Raw genomic sequence first — 21,189 nt, 5'->3', positions numbered from 1 at the left:
GTTACACGCTGAACAGGTCCGCGAGCGAGGCACGGAGCGCTACGTCGATGGGGCTGTCGAGGTCCCAGTCGATGACGGTCGCGCCGGACAGTTCGGCCCGCTGTAGGCGGGCGGTGCGTTCGGTGCCAGCGACGGCTGCACCGAGCGAGTCCCCGCGGGCCAGCGACGGACTGACCAGGGTCGTCGGGTAGTCACGGACCGCAAGTGACGATACCAGCGAGACGGGCCAGTCGTCGGCGGCCGGCGAGAACACGACCACCTGCGCGGTCGGCGGGAGCCGAGCGAGCACGGCGAGCAGGTCCGAGTCCTCGATTGTGCCGCCATCAGCTGTCGTCACCTTCACATCTCCGCCCTGGGACTGCTCTGAGGACTCGTCCTCGGACACATCAGCGACATCGGCCGCGTCGGTATCCGACTGCCGGGCCGCAGCGCGGCCAACGCTATCGAATATCTGTCTCGCGTGGGCGGCCGCGTGGCCGCCCGAGGCGTCGACCCACGCCAGTCCATCGGGACCGAGCCCGCCGGGGACATCCTCCGGGGCCAGTCCGACGGCACAGACGCTCGCGACGACGCTGGTCCGGGAGAGGGCATCGAACAGGCGCTCGGCGGCGTAGGCCGACAGTTCGGCTCCGGTCGGGAACCCGGGCTCCGGTGTCACGCGGGCCGGCGGCCGCGCGTCGACGACCAGCACCGTCCTGACAGCCTGTTCTTCCCGGTAGTCGATGGTCGTCAGCTCGTCGGTCTTGGCGTAGCGCCGCCAGTCGATGCGGTTGACCGGGTCCCCGGACTGGTAGCTTCGGGTCGAGTGGAACTCAAGGCCGCTCCCGCCAGTATCGGTGGGAAGCGTTCCCGCCCGTGGGAGCGTGGCGTCGGCCATCGGCACCTCTGAGACGGTGTTCGAGCACGTCAGCGACCCGTCGCCGGCCACGGGCAAGTCGACGGTCACTTCATCGCTGGCCGACAGCGTCCGTACCCGCACCGCGGCGGCGTCGAACGTGTAGGTCCCGCGCTTGGCCATCACCGCGTATGACAGTGTGGCGCTCTCGTTTGGCCGCAGTGACGTACAGAGCCGCGGCGACCCCTCGACGACAGCCAGTTCCTCGGGCACGCCGTCGATGACCCGTACGTCGGTCAGCGAACTGCTGCCCGTATTGGTCACAGTGAGTTCGACCTCGACCGGTTCGCCGGGCGTCGGCTGGGCGTCGGAGACGGACCGTGCCGCCCGCAAGTCGGTTCCCGCCGGCATCCGCGACAACGCGCCGTAGGCGACGTAGATGAGGGGGATTGCGGTCGCCGCGAGCAACAGCGGCTCGGCTGTCAAAAGCGAGACGCTGACGAGAAACAGCGCGGCCGCGAGGCCGCCGCTCCAGCGCCGCACGCGGCGATGCATCGTCAGCGCTCACCCCCCGACACCCGCTCGATAGCGTCGACCGTCCGGCGGATGCGGCGGCGGCGCTCGCTCTCCGGGTCAAGCCACAGCCGGAGTCGGGCCAGCAGCGACTGCGGCTCTGTCGGGGAAAGGAGTGCCGCCGCGACGGCGTCGTCGGTCCACGTCCCTGCGCGTACTGCCTGGTGGGCGGACGCCTGCGAGACACTGCTGCCGACAGCGTAGGCCGTCGTCGCCGCCGCGGCGAGTCGCTCGGTGACCGTGTCCATCGCCTCGTCGTCGCCCGCAACCGCGTCGTCGATGGCCGCGTCGATGTCGGCGGCGAACAGCCGACTCTCCGTCGCTGTCACGTCCTCCGGTGGGGTGTCGATAGCCACGTCGAAGGCGGTCGCCGAGCCACCGCCGAGGAGCCCACCGAGCCAGCCGGCAAAGACCGCACAGAGTCCGACAGTCAGACTCCCAGCGAGGAGGATGGTTGTCGGGGCAACACTGCCGAACACGGCGACCAGCGACTCGCCGGCGGCCGTCGGCGCAAAGATGAGGGCGGCCGCGACGGCGGTCGCCAGCAGCCCCACAGTCCCGAAGACGACCGTTCGCAGGCGCATCAGGGCCGCCCCTCCGTCCCGTCGTCAGTGCCGTCGGTCGCACTGGACTGCTGTCCGGCGGCCGCCTCGATAGTCCGAATCGCGTCCTCGACGGCCGCGACGTGCTCCTGTGGGTCCCGCTGACCGTACTCGACCGCCCGGAACGCGTCCCGGACCGTCCGAACCGCGGCCGGCGGGAGGCCGTCCCGTTCGATGGCATGGGTCGCGATTTCGCCGGGTGTCCGCGTCCAGTACCGCCGGAGGGAAACGTGGGTCAGGAAGCGCGTCCACGCCTCGCGGATGGTGACGCGGGCGGCGGGCGTTCCGTTGTCCCCGTTTGATTCAGTCGTAGAGACAGCCGCCACCGCATCGCTGGCTGCGTCTTCGGCCGCTGCAAAGCGTTCAGAAATCCACGCTCGCAACGCGTCGAGCAGCGCCGCTGGCGACCGGTGGCCGGCGAGCAGGTCACGGAGCGCCGTGACAGTGAGTTCGAGTCGTGTTCGGAAACGGCCCAGTAAGTCATCGGCCATCACCGCGATGCCGACGAGCGCCCCGACGGCGAGTTCGCGTGCGGCCCGAACCCAGCCCCATACCGTCCCCGGCGTGACGTTTCTCCGACGAGCACCGATGACCGTCCCAGCGACGAGAACACCGAGAGCGAGCACGACGCCCGCGGCGTTGACGAGCAGGCCACCGACCGTCGTCGTGGCCGTCTGGCCGTACTTCGAAACGGAAATTTCGGCGCTGGCCGCAAACGGCATCCCGACCGTTGCCTGACCGGCCGCGCCGGTCCGTGCTGTCGGCTCCCCGCCGACGGCGACTGTCGCGTTCGTGACCGGGTCTCCGCCCATCGTCGCGTTCACCGTCTGGCCAGCGACGGGCAAGGCCAGCGGGAGCGACGGCGACGTTGCCACGGAGAGCTGTTCGAGCACGACGGTCGTGTTCCCGCTGACAGCGTCGCGCTCGACGGCAATCGAGGCGTTGCCCGGCTCGGTCGGGAGCGTGACCGTTGCCCGCCCCTGTCGGTCCGTCGTCGCCACCTGCTCGCCGTCGAGCAGCACGTCGCCGTCCCGCACCGGCACGCCGTCGACGGTCGCGGTGACGGTCACCTCGCCGCCGGTGACCTGTTGGCCGGTGATGCTCACCGACGCGTTCGTGTTCAGTTCGTAGCTCGCGTTCGTCGACTGCTGGGTCTGCGGGCCGGTCACAGCGAAAGCACGAGTGCTGTCACGCGGGACCGACGGAGCGATGAGTGGGTCCGCATCGCTGGCTACATCGACAGTAATCGTCAGTTCGGCTTCGTAGGGGACCGTCCCGGAAACGGTGCCGGCCGGCCCCGTCGTTCCGACCGGCTCACCGTTGAACGAGACCGTCGCGCCTTCGACCGGTGCGCCGTCGCGGGTTACCGTTGCGGCCACCGCCGCGCCCGGCGTCGCCGTCCGATTGAGTTCGACGATGAACTCACCGGACTGCGAGACCGTCTGTCCGTCGCCCGAGTCGCCAGTTCCGTCGCTGTCACCGGTCCCGTCTGCACCGGTCTCAGTGCCCTCAGTTTCGTCACCGCCAGACTCCTGTCCAGTCCCATCAGTCGGAGCTTCGGTCTGTGGCTCGCCCGCCGGCGTCCCGACGGCGAACTCCTCGTCGGGGCTTCCGGACTCCGCGGCGCTGTAGTCCTGACTGCTGTTTTGCATCGCCTGCTGTTCGGACGCAAGGCGCTCCTGTCCCGGCGTTGGGTCAAACTTCACCCAGCCGACGCCCTCGAAGTACACCTCGACCCACGCGTGGGCGTTCATCCCGCGAACAGTGTACTGGTTCTGGCCGGTCCGCTCGCCAGTCGAGTAGCCGACGACGTAGCGCGCCGGGATATCCTGACTCCGCAGCATCACCACCATCGACGTTGCGAAGTACTCGCAGTACCCCTTGTCCATCTGGAAAATGAACTCCGAGGCCACGTCGTCCTCGGGCGGCTGGCTGACGTTCAGCGAGTAGTTCTTGTTCGCCTCTAGCCACTGCTCGATGGTCGCCGCGGTCTGATAGGGCGAGTCGCTGTCTTCGGTCAGCCGGTCGGTGAACGGGCCCACCTGCGCCGAGGTCGACGCCGGCACGCCCGTGTAGCGTGATTCGATGTCCGCAGGGTAGTCGCGGCCACTCGTTCGTAGCACCTCTGGGTCGTCGGGGGGTGTCACGCTGGTCGCGCTGTAGGTCGTTCCGGCAGGGAGCGGTCGCTCGGACGTGACCGCGCCGTACTCGGTGACCATCACGTCGTCCCGGGACACCGATTTCGGCCGCCAGACGGTCGGCAGCGACGTGGCGGACTTGGCCAGTTGCACCTCGTAATCGACCGTCGAGTCGGCCATCCCGTCGACCGCCATCGGTCCCTGATAGGCCTGCGGGTCCGCTTGCCCGTCCCAGCCCGTGCCGGTGTAGGTTTCATATGCGCCAGTCCGCCAGTACGCCGGTTCCGAACTCGTGACGGTGAAATGCGGCTCCGTGTCCTGTGACTGATACGGGCTGTCGCCGCTGTCGCCACTATCGAGCGAGCCGCCAACGCTGGTCTGGCTTCCCGGGTTCAGCGCACCGAGTTGCCCGCCGCTGCCGCCGGTCGAGGTGCCCCTGCTGACCCGAAGGGGTTCTCCTGCGGGAGCGGAATAAGAGACTCCATCGGGCTCTGTGTCCCACCGGGTGCCAGAATCGGGAGCGTCGCCGTCGCCAACACCACGGCAACGACACACACGGCAGTGAGGAGGACACGGAGGTAGTCCCGGTCTGCCGATACATCGTCGAACGGCGAGTCGTCGGAGCCCACGTCGGATTGTCGTACTGTCCCGTCGCTGTCGGCATAAATCTGCTGTCAACGGTGGGGATAGTGAGCCCGGGTGTCGCGTTCTGTCGTCTGGAGTACCACGTCGCCAACAAATTGGCACCCCAGAGATTCACTAGTCGGCGTCAGTCGGCCCGGACAGTTCAGGTATTGACGGGTACGTATGGTTCAGACCGCTATTATAAGCGGTTATTGCGAACGGCCGGGCAGCCATACTTGAATGACTGCTGACACAAATGTAGCTAGTACTGGGTCGCGACAGTCGGACTGGGGCGCGTCACGACGGTCCGTTCTGTCGAGTATCGGTGCCGTAGCGGGCATCGGACTGTTCAGCGGAACCGGGCAGGCACAGACGGGCGCTGGACTATCGGGGACAGGGGCAGTGTACGTCGTCACGACGGGAACCGGCCAGTCGAACGGGAACGGCAACGGTACGGAGTATCTGGTTCTCGATGGCGACCGCGGCAGCGTCGCGTTCTCGACCGGCGGTACTGCCGATGAGGCGTTCCAGTATGCCTTCGACAACGTGCCGGACAGCGGCGGGGCCGTTATCGCGAGCGCCGATACTTTCCGCTTTGGCGAGCCGGCGACGATGGGCGACAACACCACACTGACCGGACAGCAGGGAACCCGGTTCGTCGTCTCGCAGACGGGAACGGCTGAGGACCCCGCGCCGTCGGAGTCCCAGTCGAACCCGCTTCCGACCGGCCACGACCTCGTTCGCGTGCGCGGTGACAACGTCGCCGTCACCGGCATCGAGTTCGACGCCGACGGAACGCAACTGAACAACCAGGCCATCCAGGCCGACCAGTGCGACGGCGTCTACATCGCTCGCAACCGCACAGTGAACGGTTTCCAGATGGCGCTGTCGTTCACGCGGTGTACCGGCGTGACGGTCGAGCACAACGAGGCCGTCAATCCGAACTGGTACGGTATCACCAGCCGGGCCGCACCGACCGGCAGCGACCGCGACCTCCGGCAGTCCAGCGATGTGGTCATCGCCGGGAACCGCGTCGTCGGCGTGAAGTTCAATAACATCGCGCCGTACAACGTCGCGAACTTCGCCGTCATCGGTAACGTCACCGTCGACGGCGGCCACAGCCTCATCGCCTGCTCGCCGGCCCAGCGCGGAACCATTGTCGGGAACGTCTGTCAGGACCTGACGGAGTTCGCACCCGACCCTGGCGGCGAGGCGGGCATCGAAATCGAGTACAAGGAGACCCACCTCCGGGACGAGGTAGCCGGGACCCCCAGAGCCCGGTCGTCCGACATCACTATTTCGGGTAATCAGGTCGACAACTGTCCGGTTGGCATCCTTGCACGAACGGTCCCAGCGGATGCGGACAACACCGACGCACGGAGTGCAGAGCGACCGTACAGTTTCACCATCACGGGCAACACGGTCAGCAACGCCTCAGCGGCCGGCATCCGACTCCGGTCGGGCAACGCGGGCGTGGTCGCGACGAATACGGTCCGGAACGCCGGGACTGCGGTCGACATCGACGAGGAGTTCACCGCGGACATTGAGCAAGGACTGAACGTGACCCGGTAACAGCGGTTCGAGAGGGGGTTGTAAGATATAAACCGCCGGCCCGCAAACGACACAGCAATGACCGACGACGAGGAGACGGTCCAGTGCTGGCTGGTCGAACGCTCCAGTTTCGGCGACGAGCGGATGGTGACGCTCATCTACGCGCCCCCGGAGGGCGACCGCCACCTGACCAAGCAGCTCTCACCGAACCTGCTCAGACGGAAACGGATTACGGCAGCGACGGATGTCGAGGTCGACAAGCTCGAACCCGTAACCGACGAGGAGACGCGGGAGCGCTACGCCACGGAGGCCCAGCGGATGGCCGAGCGCCACGACCCCGACGCTGAGGTATAACCGGCCCTGAGACGGTGTGTAGCCGCGTTCTGACTTTCTTGCGTGATAACTGGAACACGAAAGACTATACAGGCGGCCGTCACAAACCGGCCGTATGGCAGCGATAGAACTGGATGGCGTCACCAAGCAGTTCGGGAGTCTCACCGCGCTGCAAGGGGTCGACCTCACCGTCGAGGAGGGCGAAATCTTCGGCTTCCTCGGCCCGAACGGGGCCGGGAAGTCGACGACGATCAACATCCTCCTGGATTTCGTCCGCGCGACCGACGGGTCGGCGACGGTGCTCGGCCACGACATCCACGAAGAACCGAAGCGAATCCGTGCCCGCACTGGAGTCCTCCCCGAAGGCTACGACGTGTACGACCGGCTCACCGGTCGCCAGCACCTCTCCTTTGTCATCGAATCGAAAGACGCCGACGCCGACGCCGACGAACTGGCCGAACGGGTCGGCATCGCCGACGCCATCGACCGCAAGGCCGGCGGCTACTCCAAGGGGATGCAACAGCGGCTTGTGCTCGCAATGGCCATCGTCGGCGAGCCCGACCTCCTCATCCTCGACGAGCCGACGACTGGGCTCGACCCGAACGGCGCACGGCTGATGCGTGAGATCATCCGCGAGGAGAACGAGCGCGGCGCGACCGTCTTCTTCTCCAGTCACATCCTCGGCCAGGTCGAGGCCGTCTGTGACACGGTCGGTATCCTCCAGAACGGCCGCCTCATCGCGAAAGACAGCGTCGCCGGGCTGCGCGAGGCCGCCGCCGGGGACACCGTCCTCCGTGTGACGCTGGCCGACGGCGATGGCACTGACGACGTGATTGCAGCAATCGAGGGAATCGATGCGGTGTCGGGGGTGACCGCGGACGGAAATACGCTCTCAGTCACCTGCGACGGCGACGCGAAGATGGCGGTCCTCAACGCCGTCGAGAAGAACGGCCACGAGGTCGCCAACTTCGACACAGAGGAGGCATCACTCGACGAAGTGTTCGCCGCATACACCGAGACAGAACAGAGTCAGCAGGAGGTGGACGCATGAGTCCCGAGCAGAACCCCGTCAAGCGCTTCATAAGCGACGTCGATACGAGCATCAAGAACTCAGAATTCGCCGATTGGTACCCAATCGTGAAAAAAGAGTTCGCAGACATGATTCGCACGCGGGCAGTACTCGTATTAGCCATAATTTTCCTTACAGGTCTCGTACTGTTCCCGATTATTGCCCTCTACAGCCCATTAGGGAGTAACGCTAAAGCAGCCTCTGGAGTGCTTAATCTGGTAGTTACGTCTCCCCGAGTTCTCTCTGTTATCATCCCAATTGCCGCTATTGGGTTTACTTACACTGCGATTTCAGGAGAACGCGAACGCGGTTCGTTAAAGATCCTCATGTCGCTCCCATATACTCGTAAAGATGTAATTATAGGGAAGTTGATTGGGAGGTACCTTTCAATTGCGACGACGCTGGTAGTCATATTTGTGTTGCAGATACTCGTTTTCCTTCCAGAGGCTGGCAGTGATATTGCATTGGGGTTCTATAGTAAGCTCTACGGATTAACCCTAGTGCTGGCCCTGACATTCATCGGTTTCTCTCTCGGTGCCTCAGCCGCGACCGCAACCGCAAAACGGTCGCTTATGGTAGCAGCGGGAATCTTCTTATATCTCTTTGCGCTCTGGGGAAGGGCTGCAAGGGGTACTGGAAGCCTTCTTCAAGAGCATGCAAATGTTGCATCCGCGACTAGCATAAAAATCGAGCTATTCCTGAAACTTCTCAACCCGACGAGAGCGTATCAGGTGTTAGTTCAGTCAACTACCAACTCCGAGGCCACAGTTGCACAAGTGCGTGCACAAATGGTAAGCGGCGGAATCCTTTCAGCAGGAAGGGAGCAACAAGCATTCAATATCCTTGAAGGGGCTGTCCCGTGGTATCTTTCTGATCCGTTTGCATTCGTTATACTCTTAGCCTGGTGTATTGTCCCGCTCGCTATTGGCTACCAGCTATTCAATGGGGCTGATTTATAGTACGTTCTGCTGTTCCAACAGCTCTTCAAACGCTCGCTCGCTCAGCGTTTCCACGTCGTGTTCTTCCGCGTCATCGCGTTTTCGCTGGCCGGGATTGTCGCCAAGCACCAGATAGTCCGTGTTGCCGGAGACACTGCTCGTCGCTGACCCGCCGTTGCGCTCGATTAGGTCCTGTGCGTCGCTGCGGGTGTAGCCGTCGAGCGAGCCGGTGAAGACGAACGTCTGGCCCGACAGTGCATCACCGCCCGTTTCTTCGGCGGCCTGCGGGTCGACGTGGTCGAGCAGGCGGTCGATGACGGCGCGGTTGCCCTCGCCCTCGAAGAACTCCACGATTGAGCGCGCGACGGTCGAACCTACGTCGGGGACGGCCTCGAACGCGTCGGTGTTGCCGTCGTCAGCGGCGTCCAGTATCGCCTCGAACGTGCCGAACTCCTGAGCGAGGTTTCGTGCGGTGACGGTGCCCACTTCGGGGATACCCAGCGCGACGAGGAAGTTCGCAAGCGGCGGCTCGCGGGCGTCGTCCATCCCTTCGACGAGGTTCCGGGCGCTGGTCTCGCCCCAGCCCTCCAGGTCAGTGAGGTCCTCGACGGTGAGTTCGTACAGGTCCGCGGGGTCCGAGACGAGGTCGGCGTCCAGCAGTTGCTGGACGGCCTTCTCGCCCAGGCCCTCGATGTCCAGCGCGTCGCGGCTGGCGTAATGTTCGACGCTGCGCTCGCGCTGGGCGGGGCAGGTGAGGCCGCCGGTGCAGAACGCCATCGGGCCATCGCGCTCGACCGGGCTGTCACAGGCTGGGCAGGTGTCCGGGAACTCGAAGTGGCCGTCGCCGTTGTCATCGAGCACTTCGACGACGTCCGGGATGACGTCGCCGGCCCGCTTGATGCGGACACGGTCGCCCACGTCGACGCCGAGGTCGGCGATGAGCGAGGGGTTGTGCAGCGAGGCGCGGGAGACGGTGACGCCGCCGACCTCGACGGGGTCCATCAGCGCGACGGGGGTGAGCCGGCCGGTCCGGCCGACCTGCACGACGATGTCCCGCACCGTCGTCTCCTCCTTGCGGGCCGGGAATTTGTAGGCGAAGGCCCACCGCGGGGCGCGCGAGGTCGAGCCGAGTTCGTCGCAGGCGTCCATGTCGTCGACTTTGATGACGACGCCGTCGATCTCGTAATCGAGGTCGTCGCGGGCCTGCTGCTGGTCGGTCCGGTAGTCGATGGCGGCGTCGATGTCGTCGACGACAGCGGTCCGCTGGCACACCCGGAGGCCCCACTCGGGGAACCGCTCGTGTATCTCGCTGTGGCTCTCGAAGCTGACCGAAGCGTCAAGGACGCCGAAGAAGAACACCGACAGCGGGCGTTCTGCGGTCACCGCCGGGTCGAGCTGGCGGAGCGTCCCGGCGGCGGCGTTGCGGGGGTTCGCGAAGGGGTCCTCGCCGCGCTCGACGCGCTCGCGGTTGAACGCCGTGAAGGCGTCCCGCGGGATGTACACCTCGCCGCGGACGGCCAGGAAGTCGGGGTAGTCACCGCGGAGCCGCTGGGGGACACTGGAGATGGTCCGGACGTTCTCGGTCACGTCCTCGCCGACCTCGCCGTCGCCGCGGGTCGCAGCGCGCTGATAGACGCCGTCCTCGTAGACGATCTCGATAGAGAGGCCGTCGAACTTCGGCTCGCAGAAGTACTGAACGGCGTCGGTTCCCAGCCCGTCGCGAACCCGCTCGTCGAACTCCCGTACGTCCGCTTCCTCGCCGCCCTGGTCGATAGAGCCCATCCGGGCGACGTGTTCGACGTCGGGGAGTTCGTCCAGTGGCTCGCCACCGACGCGCTGGGTCGGACTGCCGTCGGTGTCGAGGTCGAACGCCGATTCGAGTCGCTGGAGCCGGGCAAACAGCGCGTCGTAGGCCCGGTCGCCGATGACCGGGTCGTTCTCGACGTAGTAGCAGTAGTCGTGATAGCGGAGCGCCTCGCGCAACTGGTCGGCTTGCTCGCGGGCCGTCGCTTCGTCGAGAGTCGTTGTGTCCTCGAACTCGGTCGGGGGTCCCTCGACATAGGGGTTGTCCGCGAGATCAGCGTCGTCGGCTACAGCCATTACAGTCTGTTCTGGGTGCCGACCACTAAGCAACTCCGTCTGGGATTGCAGAGTGTTATACCAACAACAGCGGCCCTCGTCAATCAGCGCGCTGAGCGCCAGCCGACTCCGATGCTACGTCGGCAAAGCCGGTCCGGTCGACCGCGATAGCATCGACGTTGGCAAACAGGAACCCGGCGAAGCCGACGCGGATCAGGAGCCCCATGTACTCGCTGATGACGGTCAACACGAACGGGTCGAACACGTCCGCAACCGCAAGCAACGAGTAGGCGATGAGCATCCCGATGAGGAACAACAGGAGGTTCCGGGACTTCCAGTGCAGGAGCCGCTGGTCGTCGGGCAGGTCGGCCGCACGACGCCAGACTGGGCCGAGTAACAGGTACGCAAGCAGGAGCTGGCCGATAACGAGGACGCCAAAGCCGACGAGTCCGATAGCGCCGCCGACGATCGTCCCGCCGTTGAAAGCGATGACCTGTACCGCCGGGATGGCGGCGGCGACAGCCAACGTTCGGCGGGACGCCCCGGCTATCGCGACCGTGAGCGTCCACAGCACCGTGTACGCGACGAAGTCGTCGACGATGTTCGGGACAGTGAGCTGGGACCCGGGCACTGGCAGGACGCCGGCCGCCGTCAGCGCGGTCGTCACGGCCGAAATCCCGACGACGGCCACCACCGGGTAGCAGTAGTGTCGGTGGGACGACGGAATGCGCCTGAGCCACCCAGAGAGCACGACGGCCGCGACGGCCAGCAGGACCGCGGCGATCTCGTAGACGGCCGACCCGCTAATCATCGTCGCCCCCGACGCGCTGTTGTCCGGCGGTCGGTGTCGCCCCGTCCGTTCCACCGTGACCGACTGCCCGCGTCTCGAACGCATCGAGTCGATCGATGAGTTCTCGGGTCCGTGTCGAGAGGTCCTCTGCCCGCTGCCGGACGGCACTCATCGTTTCGGCGGTTTCCTGGGCCGTATCGGCCAGGTCGTGGGACTGTTCGGCGACGTCGCTGGCGACCTCGCCGACGGTGTCGATAGTCGCAGCCAGTTCCTCGGTCGCGCTGGCACCGTCGTCGGTCGCCCGTGAGATCTCGGCCATCGCAGCGTCGACATCGTCGACAGTGTCAGTCAACCGCTCGACGGCGTCACCGACCTGATTGACCGTGGTAACGCCCGCGTCGATGCGCTCTCTGGTGTGGTCCATCTCGTCGGCCACCTCGTCGACTTCCCCGCGAGCCCCCTCAACGATACTCTCGATCTCGTCGATCGCCGCTTGGGTTTCCTCCGCGAGCGTCTTGACTTCCTCGGCAACGACAGCGAACCCGTCACCGCCGTCACCGGCGTGTGAGGCCTCGATGTTGGCGTTCAGTGCGAGCATATTCGTCTGCTCGGCGATATCATCTATCAGCCCGGTCGTGGCCGCGACGTCGTCCATGCGGTCATCCAAGTCAGTCACCAACTCGTCGAGGTGGGTCACAGCGGTTTCGATTCCTTCGATGGCCTCAATGGCCTCTGCCGTACGGTCTGTCCCGGTCGCGCCTACGTTCGCGGCTTCCCCGGCCTGTCGAGCGACTTCGTCAGTCGTCGAGGCGACTTCTTCGACGGTCGCGGACAGGTCGTTCGTCTCTTCGATGGCCGTTTCGAGCTGGGTTGCCTGTGCTTCGATATCGCCGGCCAGTTCCCGGATATCGACGGCAAGAGACTGATTGAGTTCCTCGACCTCTGTCGCGTCGGCAGCGACGGCCGTGCTTGCTTCCTCAACATCAGTTGCGAACTGCCGGATATCGACGACAGTTTCCGAGAGGCCGTCGGCCATCTCCTCGTAGGCGACCGAGATCCGTTCGACGGCATCGACACCGGTGTCTGTGTCGAGACTTCGGGTGAAATCGCCGTCAGCCGCGGCCGTCATTGCGTCACCGATGTCCGTCGCATGATCAAGGAGCGTTTCGTTGAACTCCTCGGCCTCCTGTCGCGCCGCCTGTGCGTCTTGCTTGGCCTGTTCGGCCTCCTTACGTGCGGTTTCGGACTCGTCGAACGCGTCGCTGAGAGAGCGGCGCATACTGTCAAAAGCCGATGCGAGGCGACCGAACTCGTCCGCGCGGTCGACGTCCGGACTAGTCTCAAGGTCGCCGTCCTCGATAGCTGTCGCGGCGTCGGTCAGGCGCCGGAGTTCGACCGCCGCGTTCCCGGCCAGAACAATCGCGAGCAGTCCGAGATTGAGCGTTACCACGAACAGCGTCCCAGAAATGGCCGCGAGTCCAGCCCCCTGATTTGCCGCGTGCGCGGCAAACACAGCCCCGAACGCGAGCGTGACTGCGAGCGTCACACCGATTGCGACCCCGATTCGTCGGCTGTAGTGGGTCACAACCCTCGCTCGCACGTTCGTCCCAGTCATACGTACGAATTTCTGACCTCCTGACTTATGCCTACCTTTTCGAATTCAAACACTGATAATTGGGGTGTCGAGGCCTAAAAACGGTTTTTTATAGATATTCGGAGCTGGGCGTTTCGATCCTGCACAAGCACAATCGCTATCAGGGGGAAAACAGGAGAGGAGGGGCAAAAACTCCGCAAACCGAAAGTTATCGGCCAATACTGGCGCTTGGTGCCTTGATAACGAGTTCCCCGTCGCTTCGGACAGTGACCGAGTGACCGGCATATTCAAACGAGATACTGACAGGCGTCGAGCGCTTCGAGGAGTCGACGAGTGAGTCGAGCGCTTCGGGGTCGACAGTCTCGTACAGCGGTGCGAAGTCAGTTTGTTCCCGGCCGGTCATGGCGGAGATGTACTCAGTCACTGCCGCGCTCGGTCGCGTCTCGCTCCAGTCGAACTGTTTTCTGGTCACGTTCATCGGTGTTGAGGAGTCGCTGTCCCTACTCCGCCTGTTGCTTTTACTCATATGGTTCGTCTATCTACATCAAAGTAGTCGGCAGTAATATAGTCTTCCCAGCATTATCAAACTGTGAAAACGCCAAGTGGTAGAAGCGAACCGCCCCAGAACGGCCTATAGCCCCGGCCTCAGTCGATTATTTCTCAATTTACAGATCGGCGACGTCCTCGATTGCGTCGGTTAGTTCTTTGATACTCTCGACGGTGTGTTCGCCCATGTGCCCGATGCGGAAGCTCTCCTCGCTGATGTCGCCGTAGCCGCTGGAGAACACCATGTCGTATTCTTCGGAGACGGTCTCGACCGTCTCGGCGACGTTGATGTCCTGCGTGTTCTCGATGCAGGTCACCGTCTGGGACTCGTAGCCCTCCTCGGGGTAGAGGTCGAAGTGTTCTCGCGCCCACTCGCGCGTGTACTCGGCCATCTCCTGATGGCGCTGGTCGCGGGCGTCGTGGCTCTCATCAAGCATGTGTTTCATCTGCTTGCGGTACGCGAGCATGAGCGGAATCGCCGGCGTGGAGTGGGTCTGGCCCTTCCGGTCGTAGTAGTCCAGACAGCGCTGGAAGCCGCCGTACCACGACGCCGAGTCTTTCTCCAGTTCCCGCTCGTAGGCCGCGTCGCTGACGGCACAGACCGCGAGCCCCGGCGGCATGGCGAAGGCCTTCTGCGTGGACGTGAAGATGGCGTCGATGCCGTGTGCCTCGATGTCGATCTGGTCGCCGCCGAGGCAGGAAATCGCGTCGACGATGAAGTAGGTGTCCGGGTACTCCGCGACCACGTCGCCGATCTCCTCGATAGGGTTCCGGACGCCGGTCGAGGTCTCGTTCATCACGGCCCCGACGGCGTCGTAGTCACCGGATTCGAGCGCGTCACGGATGTCGCCGGGCTTGACCGCCGTGCCCCAGTCGTACTCGATGCGGTCGACGTCCTTGCCGAGGCGCTCTGCGACGTTGGCCTGGCGCTCGCTGAACGCGCCGGAGGTCGGCACGAGCATGCTGTCCTCAACCAGGTTGAGCGTCGTCGACTCCCAGAACTCCGTGCCCGACGCCGTGAGCACGATGACGTCGTTGTCGGTGCCGAGGAACTCCTTCGTGTCCTCGACGATGGTGGTGTAGAGGTCCGTCATCCGGTCCATCCGGTGGCCGAACATCGGTTCGGCCATCGCCTCGATAACGTCCTCGCGCACCTCGGTCGGCCCCGGGAGATACAGCGTCTTGTCCTGATAGTCGTCTTTGTATTCGCGTTTTTCGGTCACAGAACCACCTGTAGTAGATGACCACTCGAATCCGGGAGGCATGGTAGTTTTGATACCGGGCGAAGCGAACCGGCGTGCGGCCTGAGAAGAGCGGACCGCTCACGAGGAAAAGACACAGATGGCGGTTGTACCTTCCACGAAGTATTTATCAGTTGAATAACCACATTCGTCCATGGGCCGCCACACCCCGCTCACGGATGCCCAGCGAGCGGCCGTCGCGGATAGAGCGGTCAAGCAAGTCGCCGACACGCTGGTCGAGATGCACGCCAACTCGGGTTCGGGTCACCGCAGACCGCTCAGCGACGACGATACCAGCGGACGCCGTACATGACCAGACCGGCGTAAATTGCCGGGCCGAACAGAACTGTGGCACTGGTCGCTACCGCTCCGCTGAACAGATATCCGAGGAACACGTCGAGAAACACCAGCAGGAAGGGAGCGAGTGCGAGTGCCTTCCCGCCGGTTCTGAGCGCCGCGTCGAACGTCGACTGTGTCGCGGCAATTGCCCCGACACCGGCGACGACGAGGAGATACAGTGCAGCGCCCGGGGGCGAGACGAGTGGGAGGGTAAACAGCGCGATACCGGCAAGTACGACACCGACGAGTGTCGGCCCGTTGTCGCTCTGTGCGAGAGCGTTCTGGATACCGTCGACGTCGCCGGCGTTCAGCGCCGCTTCGAGGTCTGACGTGGTCTGGCTGCCGCCGGCATCGAGAACCGTCGTTCCGGTTCCGGCGTCGACCGGGCTCTCGAAGTCCCGGCCACAGTGCATACACCACGTCGCGGTCGCACTGACCTTCTCCGAGCAGTGAGGGCAGCGGGGGTCGGCGGTCATACTGTCATGTTCGAGGGCGCACAGTTAGCGGTTACGGGGGGAGAATATACAGGTGTCCGCGGTAAACGGGGTGTATGGATTGGGTCGCACGGGCCGAGAGCCTCCTGTACGACGGCGAGGTGATCGAAGCGGACGTCTGGCTGGACCGTGGCGGGGTCGTCGTGACGAGTCACCGCGTCCTCGTGTTCACGCCGGACCGCGAGGGGTCGAACTACCGACAGGTCGACCGCCCCAACGTCGAGGGCGTCGACGTCACCACCAGCGGCGACTGGTCGTTCCTCGAACTCGGCGTGAAGGCGCTGGTCGTCGGTGTCGTGCTTGTGGCCGCCGGGATGACCGTGAGCCTCGACAGCCTCGTGGGCAACGTCTCGCTGGACAGCGGCGGTGCCGCGAGCGCCGTCGGTATCGGGGGCATGCTTGGAATGCTCCAGACGATGCTGACGCTGATGGCGCAACTGGACGACCTGATGCGACTGTTCGGCGGTCTCGCACTGGCCTTTGCCGCCGTCGTCCTCGGTGTCTACCTCTGGAGCCGCGACCGACTGCTCGTCGTGCGCGTCGCCGGCGACGACGATATCGAGCTGACTGCACCGGACGACGAGAGCGTCGTCGACCGGATCGAAGCTGCCATCGTTCCGGAGGCTCCGCCTGCCGATGCCGGCAGTGCGGCCCAGTCGGCGCCAGACGACCCGCTCCCGTGACGTTCAACCCCGCCGAGCGCCAACCCTGTGCTAATGGACGCCGACGAGGTTCGAGAGCGCGCGGGGTCGTTGCCACGGGAGCCCGGCGTGTACCTGTTCGAACAGGGCCGGGACGACAAACGCCGGGTCCTCTACGTCGGGAAGGCTGTCGACCTGCGGGACCGCGTGCGCTCGTACGCCGACCCGCGGAGCGAGCGCATCGCCAAGATGGTCGAGCGAGCCGAAACCATCGACTTCGCCGTCACCGACACCGAGACACAGGCGCTGCTCCTCGAAGCGAACCTCATCAAGCGCCACCGGCCGCCGTACAACGTCCGGCTGAAAGACGACAAGTCCTACCCGCTGGTCCAGTTGACCGACCATGCCGTCCCCCGAATCGAGGTGACCCGTGACCCCGCGGACGGCGCAACCGTCTACGGGCCGTTCACCGACAAGGGGCGGGTCGAGACGGTGGTGAAGGCACTGCGGGAGACGTACGGGCTCCGGGGGTGTTCCGACCACAAGTACAGCAACCGGGACCGGCCCTGTCTCGACTACGAGATGGGCATCTGTACCGCACCCTGCACCGGCGAAATCAGCGAGGGCGAGTACGCCGAGGACGTCGAAGCCGTCACGCGGTACTTCGAGGGTGAAACCGGTGTTCTGGCGGACCCGTTGCGCCGCGAGATGGAGGCCGCTGCACAGAACCAAGAGTTCGAACGCGCCGCAAACCTCCGGGACAAGCTCGGGGCCGTCGAGGCGCTCCACGGCGAGGGCGACACTGCCGTCAGCGACTCCGGGGGATACCAGACGACGGACGTACTCGGGGCCGCCGTCGAAGGCGAGCGCGCCATCGTCGCTCGACTCCACGCCGAGGGCGGCAAGCTCGTCGAGCGGGACCGACACACGCTCGACGCACCTGACGGTGAAGGGACCGCTGGCGTGTATCGGGCGTTCATCCCGCAGTACTACGCCGAGCGGGAGCTACCCGACCGGATTCTCTGTGCCGAGGCCCCCGCCGATCCGGACCTCGAAGCGTGGCTGGAGAACGAAGGCGTCACGCTTGGTGTGCCGGGTGCCGGACGGGAGGCGACGCTGGTCGACCTCGCAGTAAAAAACGCCCGCCAGCGCGGCGGGACCGACGACGAGACCGGACGGCTGGCCGACGCCCTTGGCATCGACCGTCCGGGCCGTATCGAGGGCTTCGACGTGAGCCACGCACAGGGTCGGTCAGCCGTCGGTTCGAACGTCACCTTCGTCGACGAGACGCCCGAGAAGAGCGACTACCGGCGGAAAAAGCTCACCGAACAGAACGACGACTACGCGAACATGCGCGAACTCCTCCGCTGGCGGGCCGCACGCGCCGTCGAAGGCCGGGACGACCGGCCGGACCCGGACCTGCTACTCATCGATGGCGGCGACGGCCAGCTCGGGGCGGCCCGCGACGCCCTCGCCGAGACCGGCTGGGACGTGCCGGCCATCGCGCTGGCGAAGGACGAGGAACTGGTCATCGCGCCCGACCGCGTGTACGACTGGGACAGCGACGCCCCGCAGCTCCACCTGCTCCAGCGGATTCGCGACGAGGCCCACCGCTTTGCCGTCCAGTACCACCAGACGCTACGGGACGAAGTGTCGACGACCCTTGACGACGTGCCCGGCATCGGCCCCGAGACGCGGAAGCGACTGCTCCGGCGCTTTGGCAGTGTGGACAACGTCAGGACAGCCTCTGATGAAGAACTGACGGCTATCGACGGTATCGGCGAGCAAACCGCGGAGACGATTCGGTCCCGGCTGCAGTGATTTTGTATAGCGTTTAGTGGTTTATCGAGCCATAGCGCTCAGATTCACTAATCTGTCGAGAAGAGGCTAAAGAAGGCCGCTATATGGCTATTCCAGCGTCTTAATGCCGTTATAGCGAAACGACCGAGTTCCGGAGCGTCCCGACACCCTCGTAGGTTATCTCGATTGTGTCACCGGGCGCGACCGTCCCCGGGTTGGCCGGACTGCCGAACGCAACAACGTCGCCCGGACGGAGCGTGAACCGCTCGGAAAGGTACGCGACCACCTCGTGGGGACCGAACAGCATCTCGCTGGTGTTGGCAGACTGCCGGCGCTCGTCGTTGATATCGGTGTACATGTCGATACCGGTGGGGTCGACATCAGTCTCGATCCATGGCCCCAGGGGCCCGGACCCGTCGAAGGCCTTGCGTGCGGTTCGGCCCTGCTGGTCCAGCGCGTCGACGTCGTTCAGGATCGTGTATCCCGCGACTGCGTCCGGAACATCAGCTGGGTCGATATCGTGGCACCGCTCGCCGATGACCGCAGCTAGCTCGCCGGCGTAGGTGAGCTCGTCGGTGAATGGCGGGTAGGGAATGTCCTGCTCGTGGGCGAGCAGTGACGTCGGCGGCTTGATGAAGAAGTCAGGCTCCTCGGGCCGGTCGTAATCCATCTGGTCGTTGGTCGCGGCGTAGTTCCGACCGACGCAGTACAGCGCGGTCGGTTCACACGGCGGGAGCAGTCGTCCATCGCGACCGACCACGTACTGGCCGTCGTCAGCGTGGACGACGCCATCGACGTATTCGCCGGTGAGCGGTCCATCCTCGGTCAGAAGTCGTGCGGTTCGCATACTGAGTGGTCCGTGTGGCGGTGAAAAAGGCGTGTCGGCTACAGTGTGCGCTGCTTCGTATCTATCACCGGCAGCAAGGCCTGAAACGCTGATTTGTCGCCGGTCCGGCGAAGTAGGTATTCCGTTTTTGGAGCCGAAGTAAATTCGATATCGCTATACCAAATCCTCGATGGCCGCGAAACTGGCATCGCAGTATTCGAAGGACGGAACAGTGGTGACGCCACCGAAGCGATTTTTTCGCACAGCGGCGTACCGACGAACATGGCTGTGACCCGACGGCTCCTCATGGCCGTCGTCGGAGTGTTGTCGTTGCTGGTCTATCTCTCGGCGGCATACGTGGGGTACGCGCTGCTTCTACCAGTGTGGGACAGCCGTCCGTCGCCGCTGATAGCCGCCCTTGTCGTTATCGTGACGGCAATTGTTTTCGGCATCGTGAACTACTGGGCTGCTACGGCGCGGCTCAAGCGGTCTCTCGACGCAGTCGAACTCTCGCGGGCGCGTGTGCCGGAGGTCTACCGCCGCCTCGACACGCTCGTCGATCAGATGGACGTCGAGACGCCGACGTTGCTACTGGCGGAGCTGCCGATCCCGAACGCGTTCGCCATCGGCGGCGCTGGGGTCATCGTCGTCGACCGGCGGCTGTTCCAACTGTTATCCGCGACGGAGTTCGAGGCGCTGCTGGCACACGAACTCGCACACTTAGAGACCCGCGACGCGCTCGTTCAGACTGTCGCGTACAGCCTCGTCCAGACGTTTGTCGGGCTCGCTGGCCTCGTGGTGTTCCCCACCGTGGTGCTAACCGGCGGTATCGCCCGTTCGCTCGCGTTGCTTCGCGGCGACCCGTCGTCGTGGTCGCGTTCCTGGCTCGGGCGGGCACAGCAGTACGCGCTACAGGTCGTTGCTGGTCTCGGGTTCGCGGTAACGCTGCTGATACTCGGCTACTCCAGGCGTCGAGAGTTGGCAGCCGACGACCGCGCGATCGAGATAACGGGGAATCCCGTTGGACTCGCCCGAGCCCTCACGAAAATCGAGCAGGCGTCGAAGCCGGAGACCGGTCTCCTGCGACAGTTATACGTTCACAGCGAAGCGGACAGCGAGCTTTCACGTCTCCTATCGACGCACCCGCCGATAGACGAACGGATACAGCGGCTACAGGAGATCGCAGCACGGTAGTTCCGCGAGGGTGAGTGAGTCGTCAGGCAGCCGTCGGTAGCTGCGTCGTTCAGCGACGGTCGGTAGCGCCGTAGTATATGCACACTAGCTCTTTTAGAGATATATCTTGCATTTCAGTAAACATATAGGAGATATATGACTAAGAATCGGTATTCTTCGTGGTAGATACCGGTCGAAACACGTCGGTTTTGGCGGGCGTGTCTGACCAACGACAGTCTCGTTTGAGGGTGAGAGAGATACGAACATTGTACACCAATCTCGTCGAGGTGAGTGAGCAGCCGGATGTGTCGCGTCTGAGGCTGACACGGGGAGAGTCTCTATATGCACATTGAGAGCAACATAGCGGTCCTAGAAACCGCTATGTTCGGCAAGGCCCTTACATCCGCATATGCAAGCCAGCATCCCGCAGCGAGCGACCGAGGGGGCAAAGAGCCACACATACGGATGCCCGCTGTGTAACTGTGGTGCGGACAGCGAAGACGACATTTACTGCCATCTGCTTGTCTCACACCGGAAGAGCGCACTTGTTGACGCGCTTCTCGAAAGAGTGGACAGCGACGAGCTGGCCCGGGTTTAATTTCGGTACGGGCGTCAGTATCATCTGGTAGTACTAAATAGTTAATTCTGGAGAGAGTAGTACAGTATTTGTGTTCACACTTGTCCACTTGTTACCCATATTCTGAAATCTGAGGGTAACACCGGCACCGTTCGCGTGGTAGATTCGACCCGGTTCAAGAGCCTTTGGGCGTACTACAGCGCATTGGCTGATATTTTTTCGTCGGTGCTGTTTATCGCTATAAATTAAATACCGCTATATCAAATGTCGGGAGAGCGACTCGGGCGGCGGCCAGTCCAGCAACTACCAGCAGCGGATCAATAACATACATACACATGTTATACTATGAGATGGATTTATATACTAGGAGGAGGCGCAGCAGCGATCAGTCGTAGCGACACGGCAACAGAATGCGAATAGCTCAGG

18 protein-coding genes and 1 pseudogene are annotated in these 21,189 nt (G+C 64.1%); 9 read left to right on the top strand and 10 right to left on the bottom strand.

The features are described from left to right. Position 1: 1 nt before the first annotated feature. The 3 genes and pseudogenes from SG26_RS09445 to SG26_RS09435 form a co-directional block, all read right to left on the bottom strand. A complete protein-coding gene (locus tag SG26_RS09445; protein ID WP_050037450.1) occupies positions 2 to 1,390 on the bottom strand; it encodes a DUF58 domain-containing protein in 1,389 nt (462 codons plus the stop codon). Positions 1,391 to 1,392: 2 nt separating this feature from the next. Beyond that, complete coding sequence (locus SG26_RS09440; RefSeq protein WP_050037449.1) at positions 1,393 to 1,992, bottom strand: hypothetical protein; 600 nt, start codon at positions 1,990 to 1,992, stop codon at positions 1,393 to 1,395. After that, positions 1,992 to 4,777 (bottom strand): annotated as a pseudogene (locus SG26_RS09435) (transglutaminaseTgpA domain-containing protein). Before SG26_RS09435 ends, SG26_RS09440 begins: the two are co-directional and overlap by 1 nt. 235 nt (positions 4,778 to 5,012) lie before the next feature. Between SG26_RS09435 and SG26_RS09430 the strand changes: the two are divergent. The 4 genes from SG26_RS09430 to SG26_RS09415 all read left to right on the top strand — a co-directional run bounded on the left by SG26_RS09430 (position 5,013) and on the right by SG26_RS09415 (position 8,684). After that, a complete protein-coding gene (locus SG26_RS09430) occupies positions 5,013 to 6,344 on the top strand; it encodes a right-handed parallel beta-helix repeat-containing protein (protein ID WP_050037448.1) in 1,332 nt (443 codons plus the stop codon). Positions 6,345 to 6,401: 57 nt separating this feature from the next. Continuing rightward, positions 6,402 to 6,677 (top strand): hypothetical protein, encoded by a 276-nt coding sequence (locus SG26_RS09425; protein ID WP_008311289.1) that lies wholly within the window; start codon positions 6,402 to 6,404, stop codon positions 6,675 to 6,677. A gap of 94 nt (positions 6,678 to 6,771) precedes the next feature. Further along, the gene (locus SG26_RS09420; RefSeq protein ID WP_050037447.1) at positions 6,772 to 7,707 is read left to right on the top strand and encodes an ABC transporter ATP-binding protein; all 936 of its coding nucleotides are present in this window, start codon (positions 6,772 to 6,774) and stop codon (positions 7,705 to 7,707) included. Beyond that, complete coding sequence (locus SG26_RS09415; protein ID WP_050037446.1) at positions 7,704 to 8,684, top strand: ABC transporter permease; 981 nt, start codon at positions 7,704 to 7,706, stop codon at positions 8,682 to 8,684. Before SG26_RS09420 ends, SG26_RS09415 begins: the two co-directional genes overlap by 4 nt. Here SG26_RS09415 and ligA read toward each other — a convergent pair. The 5 genes from ligA to SG26_RS09390 form a co-directional block, all read right to left on the bottom strand. Further along, positions 8,679 to 10,763, bottom strand: coding sequence for an NAD-dependent DNA ligase LigA (gene ligA, locus SG26_RS09410; protein WP_050037445.1), 2,085 nt, complete (start codon positions 10,761 to 10,763; stop codon positions 8,679 to 8,681). The genes SG26_RS09415 and ligA overlap by 6 nt on opposite strands. 79 nt (positions 10,764 to 10,842) lie before the next feature. Further along, positions 10,843 to 11,553, bottom strand: a complete 711-nt coding sequence (locus SG26_RS09405; RefSeq protein ID WP_050038265.1) for a bacteriorhodopsin — start codon at positions 11,551 to 11,553, stop codon at positions 10,843 to 10,845. Continuing rightward, entirely contained in the window at positions 11,546 to 13,147 is a 1,602-nt protein-coding gene (locus SG26_RS09400; RefSeq protein ID WP_014039302.1) for a methyl-accepting chemotaxis protein, read from the bottom strand. The genes SG26_RS09405 and SG26_RS09400 overlap by 8 nt, the downstream gene beginning before the upstream one ends. A 187-nt stretch (positions 13,148 to 13,334) precedes the next feature. After that, on the bottom strand, positions 13,335 to 13,652 hold the full coding sequence (locus SG26_RS09395; RefSeq protein ID WP_228841581.1) for a HalOD1 output domain-containing protein: 318 nt from the start codon (positions 13,650 to 13,652) through the stop codon (positions 13,335 to 13,337). Between the two features lie 139 nt (positions 13,653 to 13,791). Next, positions 13,792 to 14,895 carry an alanine--glyoxylate aminotransferase family protein gene (locus SG26_RS09390; protein WP_014039299.1) on the bottom strand — a complete coding sequence of 368 codons (1,104 nt, stop codon included), beginning with the start codon at positions 14,893 to 14,895 and terminating at the stop codon, positions 13,792 to 13,794. Positions 14,896 to 15,067: 172 nt separating this feature from the next. Between SG26_RS09390 and SG26_RS21135 the strand changes: the two genes are divergently transcribed. After that, entirely contained in the window at positions 15,068 to 15,226 is a 159-nt protein-coding gene (locus SG26_RS21135) for a hypothetical protein (RefSeq protein ID WP_154020793.1), read from the top strand. Here SG26_RS21135 and SG26_RS09385 read toward each other — a convergent pair. Continuing rightward, on the bottom strand, positions 15,192 to 15,665 hold the full coding sequence (locus SG26_RS09385) for a hypothetical protein (RefSeq protein ID WP_050007531.1): 474 nt from the start codon (positions 15,663 to 15,665) through the stop codon (positions 15,192 to 15,194). The two genes, SG26_RS21135 and SG26_RS09385, sit on opposite strands and share 35 nt — an antisense overlap. Positions 15,666 to 15,802: 137 nt before the next feature. Between SG26_RS09385 and SG26_RS09380 the strand changes: the two genes are divergently transcribed. Together SG26_RS09380 and SG26_RS09375 are read left to right on the top strand one after the other, a co-directional pair. After that, a complete protein-coding gene (locus tag SG26_RS09380) occupies positions 15,803 to 16,429 on the top strand; it encodes a hypothetical protein (protein WP_050037444.1) in 627 nt (208 codons plus the stop codon). Between the two features lie 33 nt (positions 16,430 to 16,462). Then, positions 16,463 to 18,208 carry an excinuclease ABC subunit C gene (locus SG26_RS09375; protein ID WP_050037443.1) on the top strand — a complete coding sequence of 582 codons (1,746 nt, stop codon included), beginning with the start codon at positions 16,463 to 16,465 and terminating at the stop codon, positions 18,206 to 18,208. A gap of 109 nt (positions 18,209 to 18,317) precedes the next feature. Here the strand turns inward: SG26_RS09375 and SG26_RS09370 are convergent, their stop codons facing one another. Continuing rightward, a complete protein-coding gene (locus tag SG26_RS09370; protein ID WP_014039295.1) occupies positions 18,318 to 19,034 on the bottom strand; it encodes a fumarylacetoacetate hydrolase family protein in 717 nt (238 codons plus the stop codon). 261 nt (positions 19,035 to 19,295) lie between these two features. Here SG26_RS09370 and SG26_RS09365 point away from each other — a divergent pair, with 261 nt between their 5' ends. Both SG26_RS09365 and SG26_RS09360 read left to right on the top strand, forming a co-directional pair. Beyond that, positions 19,296 to 20,207 (top strand): M48 family metallopeptidase, encoded by a 912-nt coding sequence (locus SG26_RS09365; protein WP_050037442.1) that lies wholly within the window; start codon positions 19,296 to 19,298, stop codon positions 20,205 to 20,207. A gap of 388 nt (positions 20,208 to 20,595) precedes the next feature. After that, a complete protein-coding gene (locus SG26_RS09360; RefSeq protein WP_014039293.1) occupies positions 20,596 to 20,784 on the top strand; it encodes a hypothetical protein in 189 nt (62 codons plus the stop codon). Positions 20,785 to 21,189 lie beyond the last annotated feature (405 nt).

This window comes from Haloarcula sp. CBA1115, from assembly GCF_000827835.1.
Classification (GTDB): Archaea; Halobacteriota; Halobacteria; order Halobacteriales; family Haloarculaceae; genus Haloarcula; species Haloarcula hispanica.
The sequence above is the reverse complement of the archived record's forward strand: the minus strand, read 5'-3'. Positions and strand labels throughout refer to the sequence as shown.

Excerpts from the sequence above, each read along its gene's own strand:
- SG26_RS09445 (WP_050037450.1), bottom strand. The coding sequence starts at position 1,390 with ATGCATCGCCGCGTGCGGCGCTGGAGCGGCGGCCTCGCGGCCGCGCTG.
- SG26_RS09440 (WP_050037449.1), bottom strand. The coding sequence starts at position 1,992 with ATGCGCCTGCGAACGGTCGTCTTCGGGACTGTGGGGCTGCTGGCGACC.
- SG26_RS09430 (WP_050037448.1), top strand. The coding sequence starts at position 5,013 with ATGACTGCTGACACAAATGTAGCTAGTACTGGGTCGCGACAGTCGGAC.
- SG26_RS09425 (WP_008311289.1), top strand. The coding sequence starts at position 6,402 with ATGACCGACGACGAGGAGACGGTCCAGTGCTGGCTGGTCGAACGCTCC.
- SG26_RS09420 (WP_050037447.1), top strand. The coding sequence starts at position 6,772 with ATGGCAGCGATAGAACTGGATGGCGTCACCAAGCAGTTCGGGAGTCTC.
- SG26_RS09415 (WP_050037446.1), top strand. The coding sequence starts at position 7,704 with ATGAGTCCCGAGCAGAACCCCGTCAAGCGCTTCATAAGCGACGTCGAT.
- ligA (WP_050037445.1), bottom strand. The coding sequence starts at position 10,763 with ATGGCTGTAGCCGACGACGCTGATCTCGCGGACAACCCCTATGTCGAG.
- SG26_RS09405 (WP_050038265.1), bottom strand. The coding sequence starts at position 11,553 with ATGATTAGCGGGTCGGCCGTCTACGAGATCGCCGCGGTCCTGCTGGCC.
- SG26_RS09400 (WP_014039302.1), bottom strand. The coding sequence starts at position 13,147 with ATGACTGGGACGAACGTGCGAGCGAGGGTTGTGACCCACTACAGCCGA.
- SG26_RS09395 (WP_228841581.1), bottom strand. The coding sequence starts at position 13,652 with ATGAGTAAAAGCAACAGGCGGAGTAGGGACAGCGACTCCTCAACACCG.
- SG26_RS21135 (WP_154020793.1), top strand. The coding sequence starts at position 15,068 with ATGGGCCGCCACACCCCGCTCACGGATGCCCAGCGAGCGGCCGTCGCG.
- SG26_RS09385 (WP_050007531.1), bottom strand. The coding sequence starts at position 15,665 with ATGCACTGTGGCCGGGACTTCGAGAGCCCGGTCGACGCCGGAACCGGA.
- SG26_RS09380 (WP_050037444.1), top strand. The coding sequence starts at position 15,803 with ATGGATTGGGTCGCACGGGCCGAGAGCCTCCTGTACGACGGCGAGGTG.
- SG26_RS09375 (WP_050037443.1), top strand. The coding sequence starts at position 16,463 with ATGGACGCCGACGAGGTTCGAGAGCGCGCGGGGTCGTTGCCACGGGAG.
- SG26_RS09370 (WP_014039295.1), bottom strand. The coding sequence starts at position 19,034 with ATGCGAACCGCACGACTTCTGACCGAGGATGGACCGCTCACCGGCGAA.
- SG26_RS09365 (WP_050037442.1), top strand. The coding sequence starts at position 19,296 with ATGGCTGTGACCCGACGGCTCCTCATGGCCGTCGTCGGAGTGTTGTCG.
- SG26_RS09360 (WP_014039293.1), top strand. The coding sequence starts at position 20,596 with ATGCAAGCCAGCATCCCGCAGCGAGCGACCGAGGGGGCAAAGAGCCAC.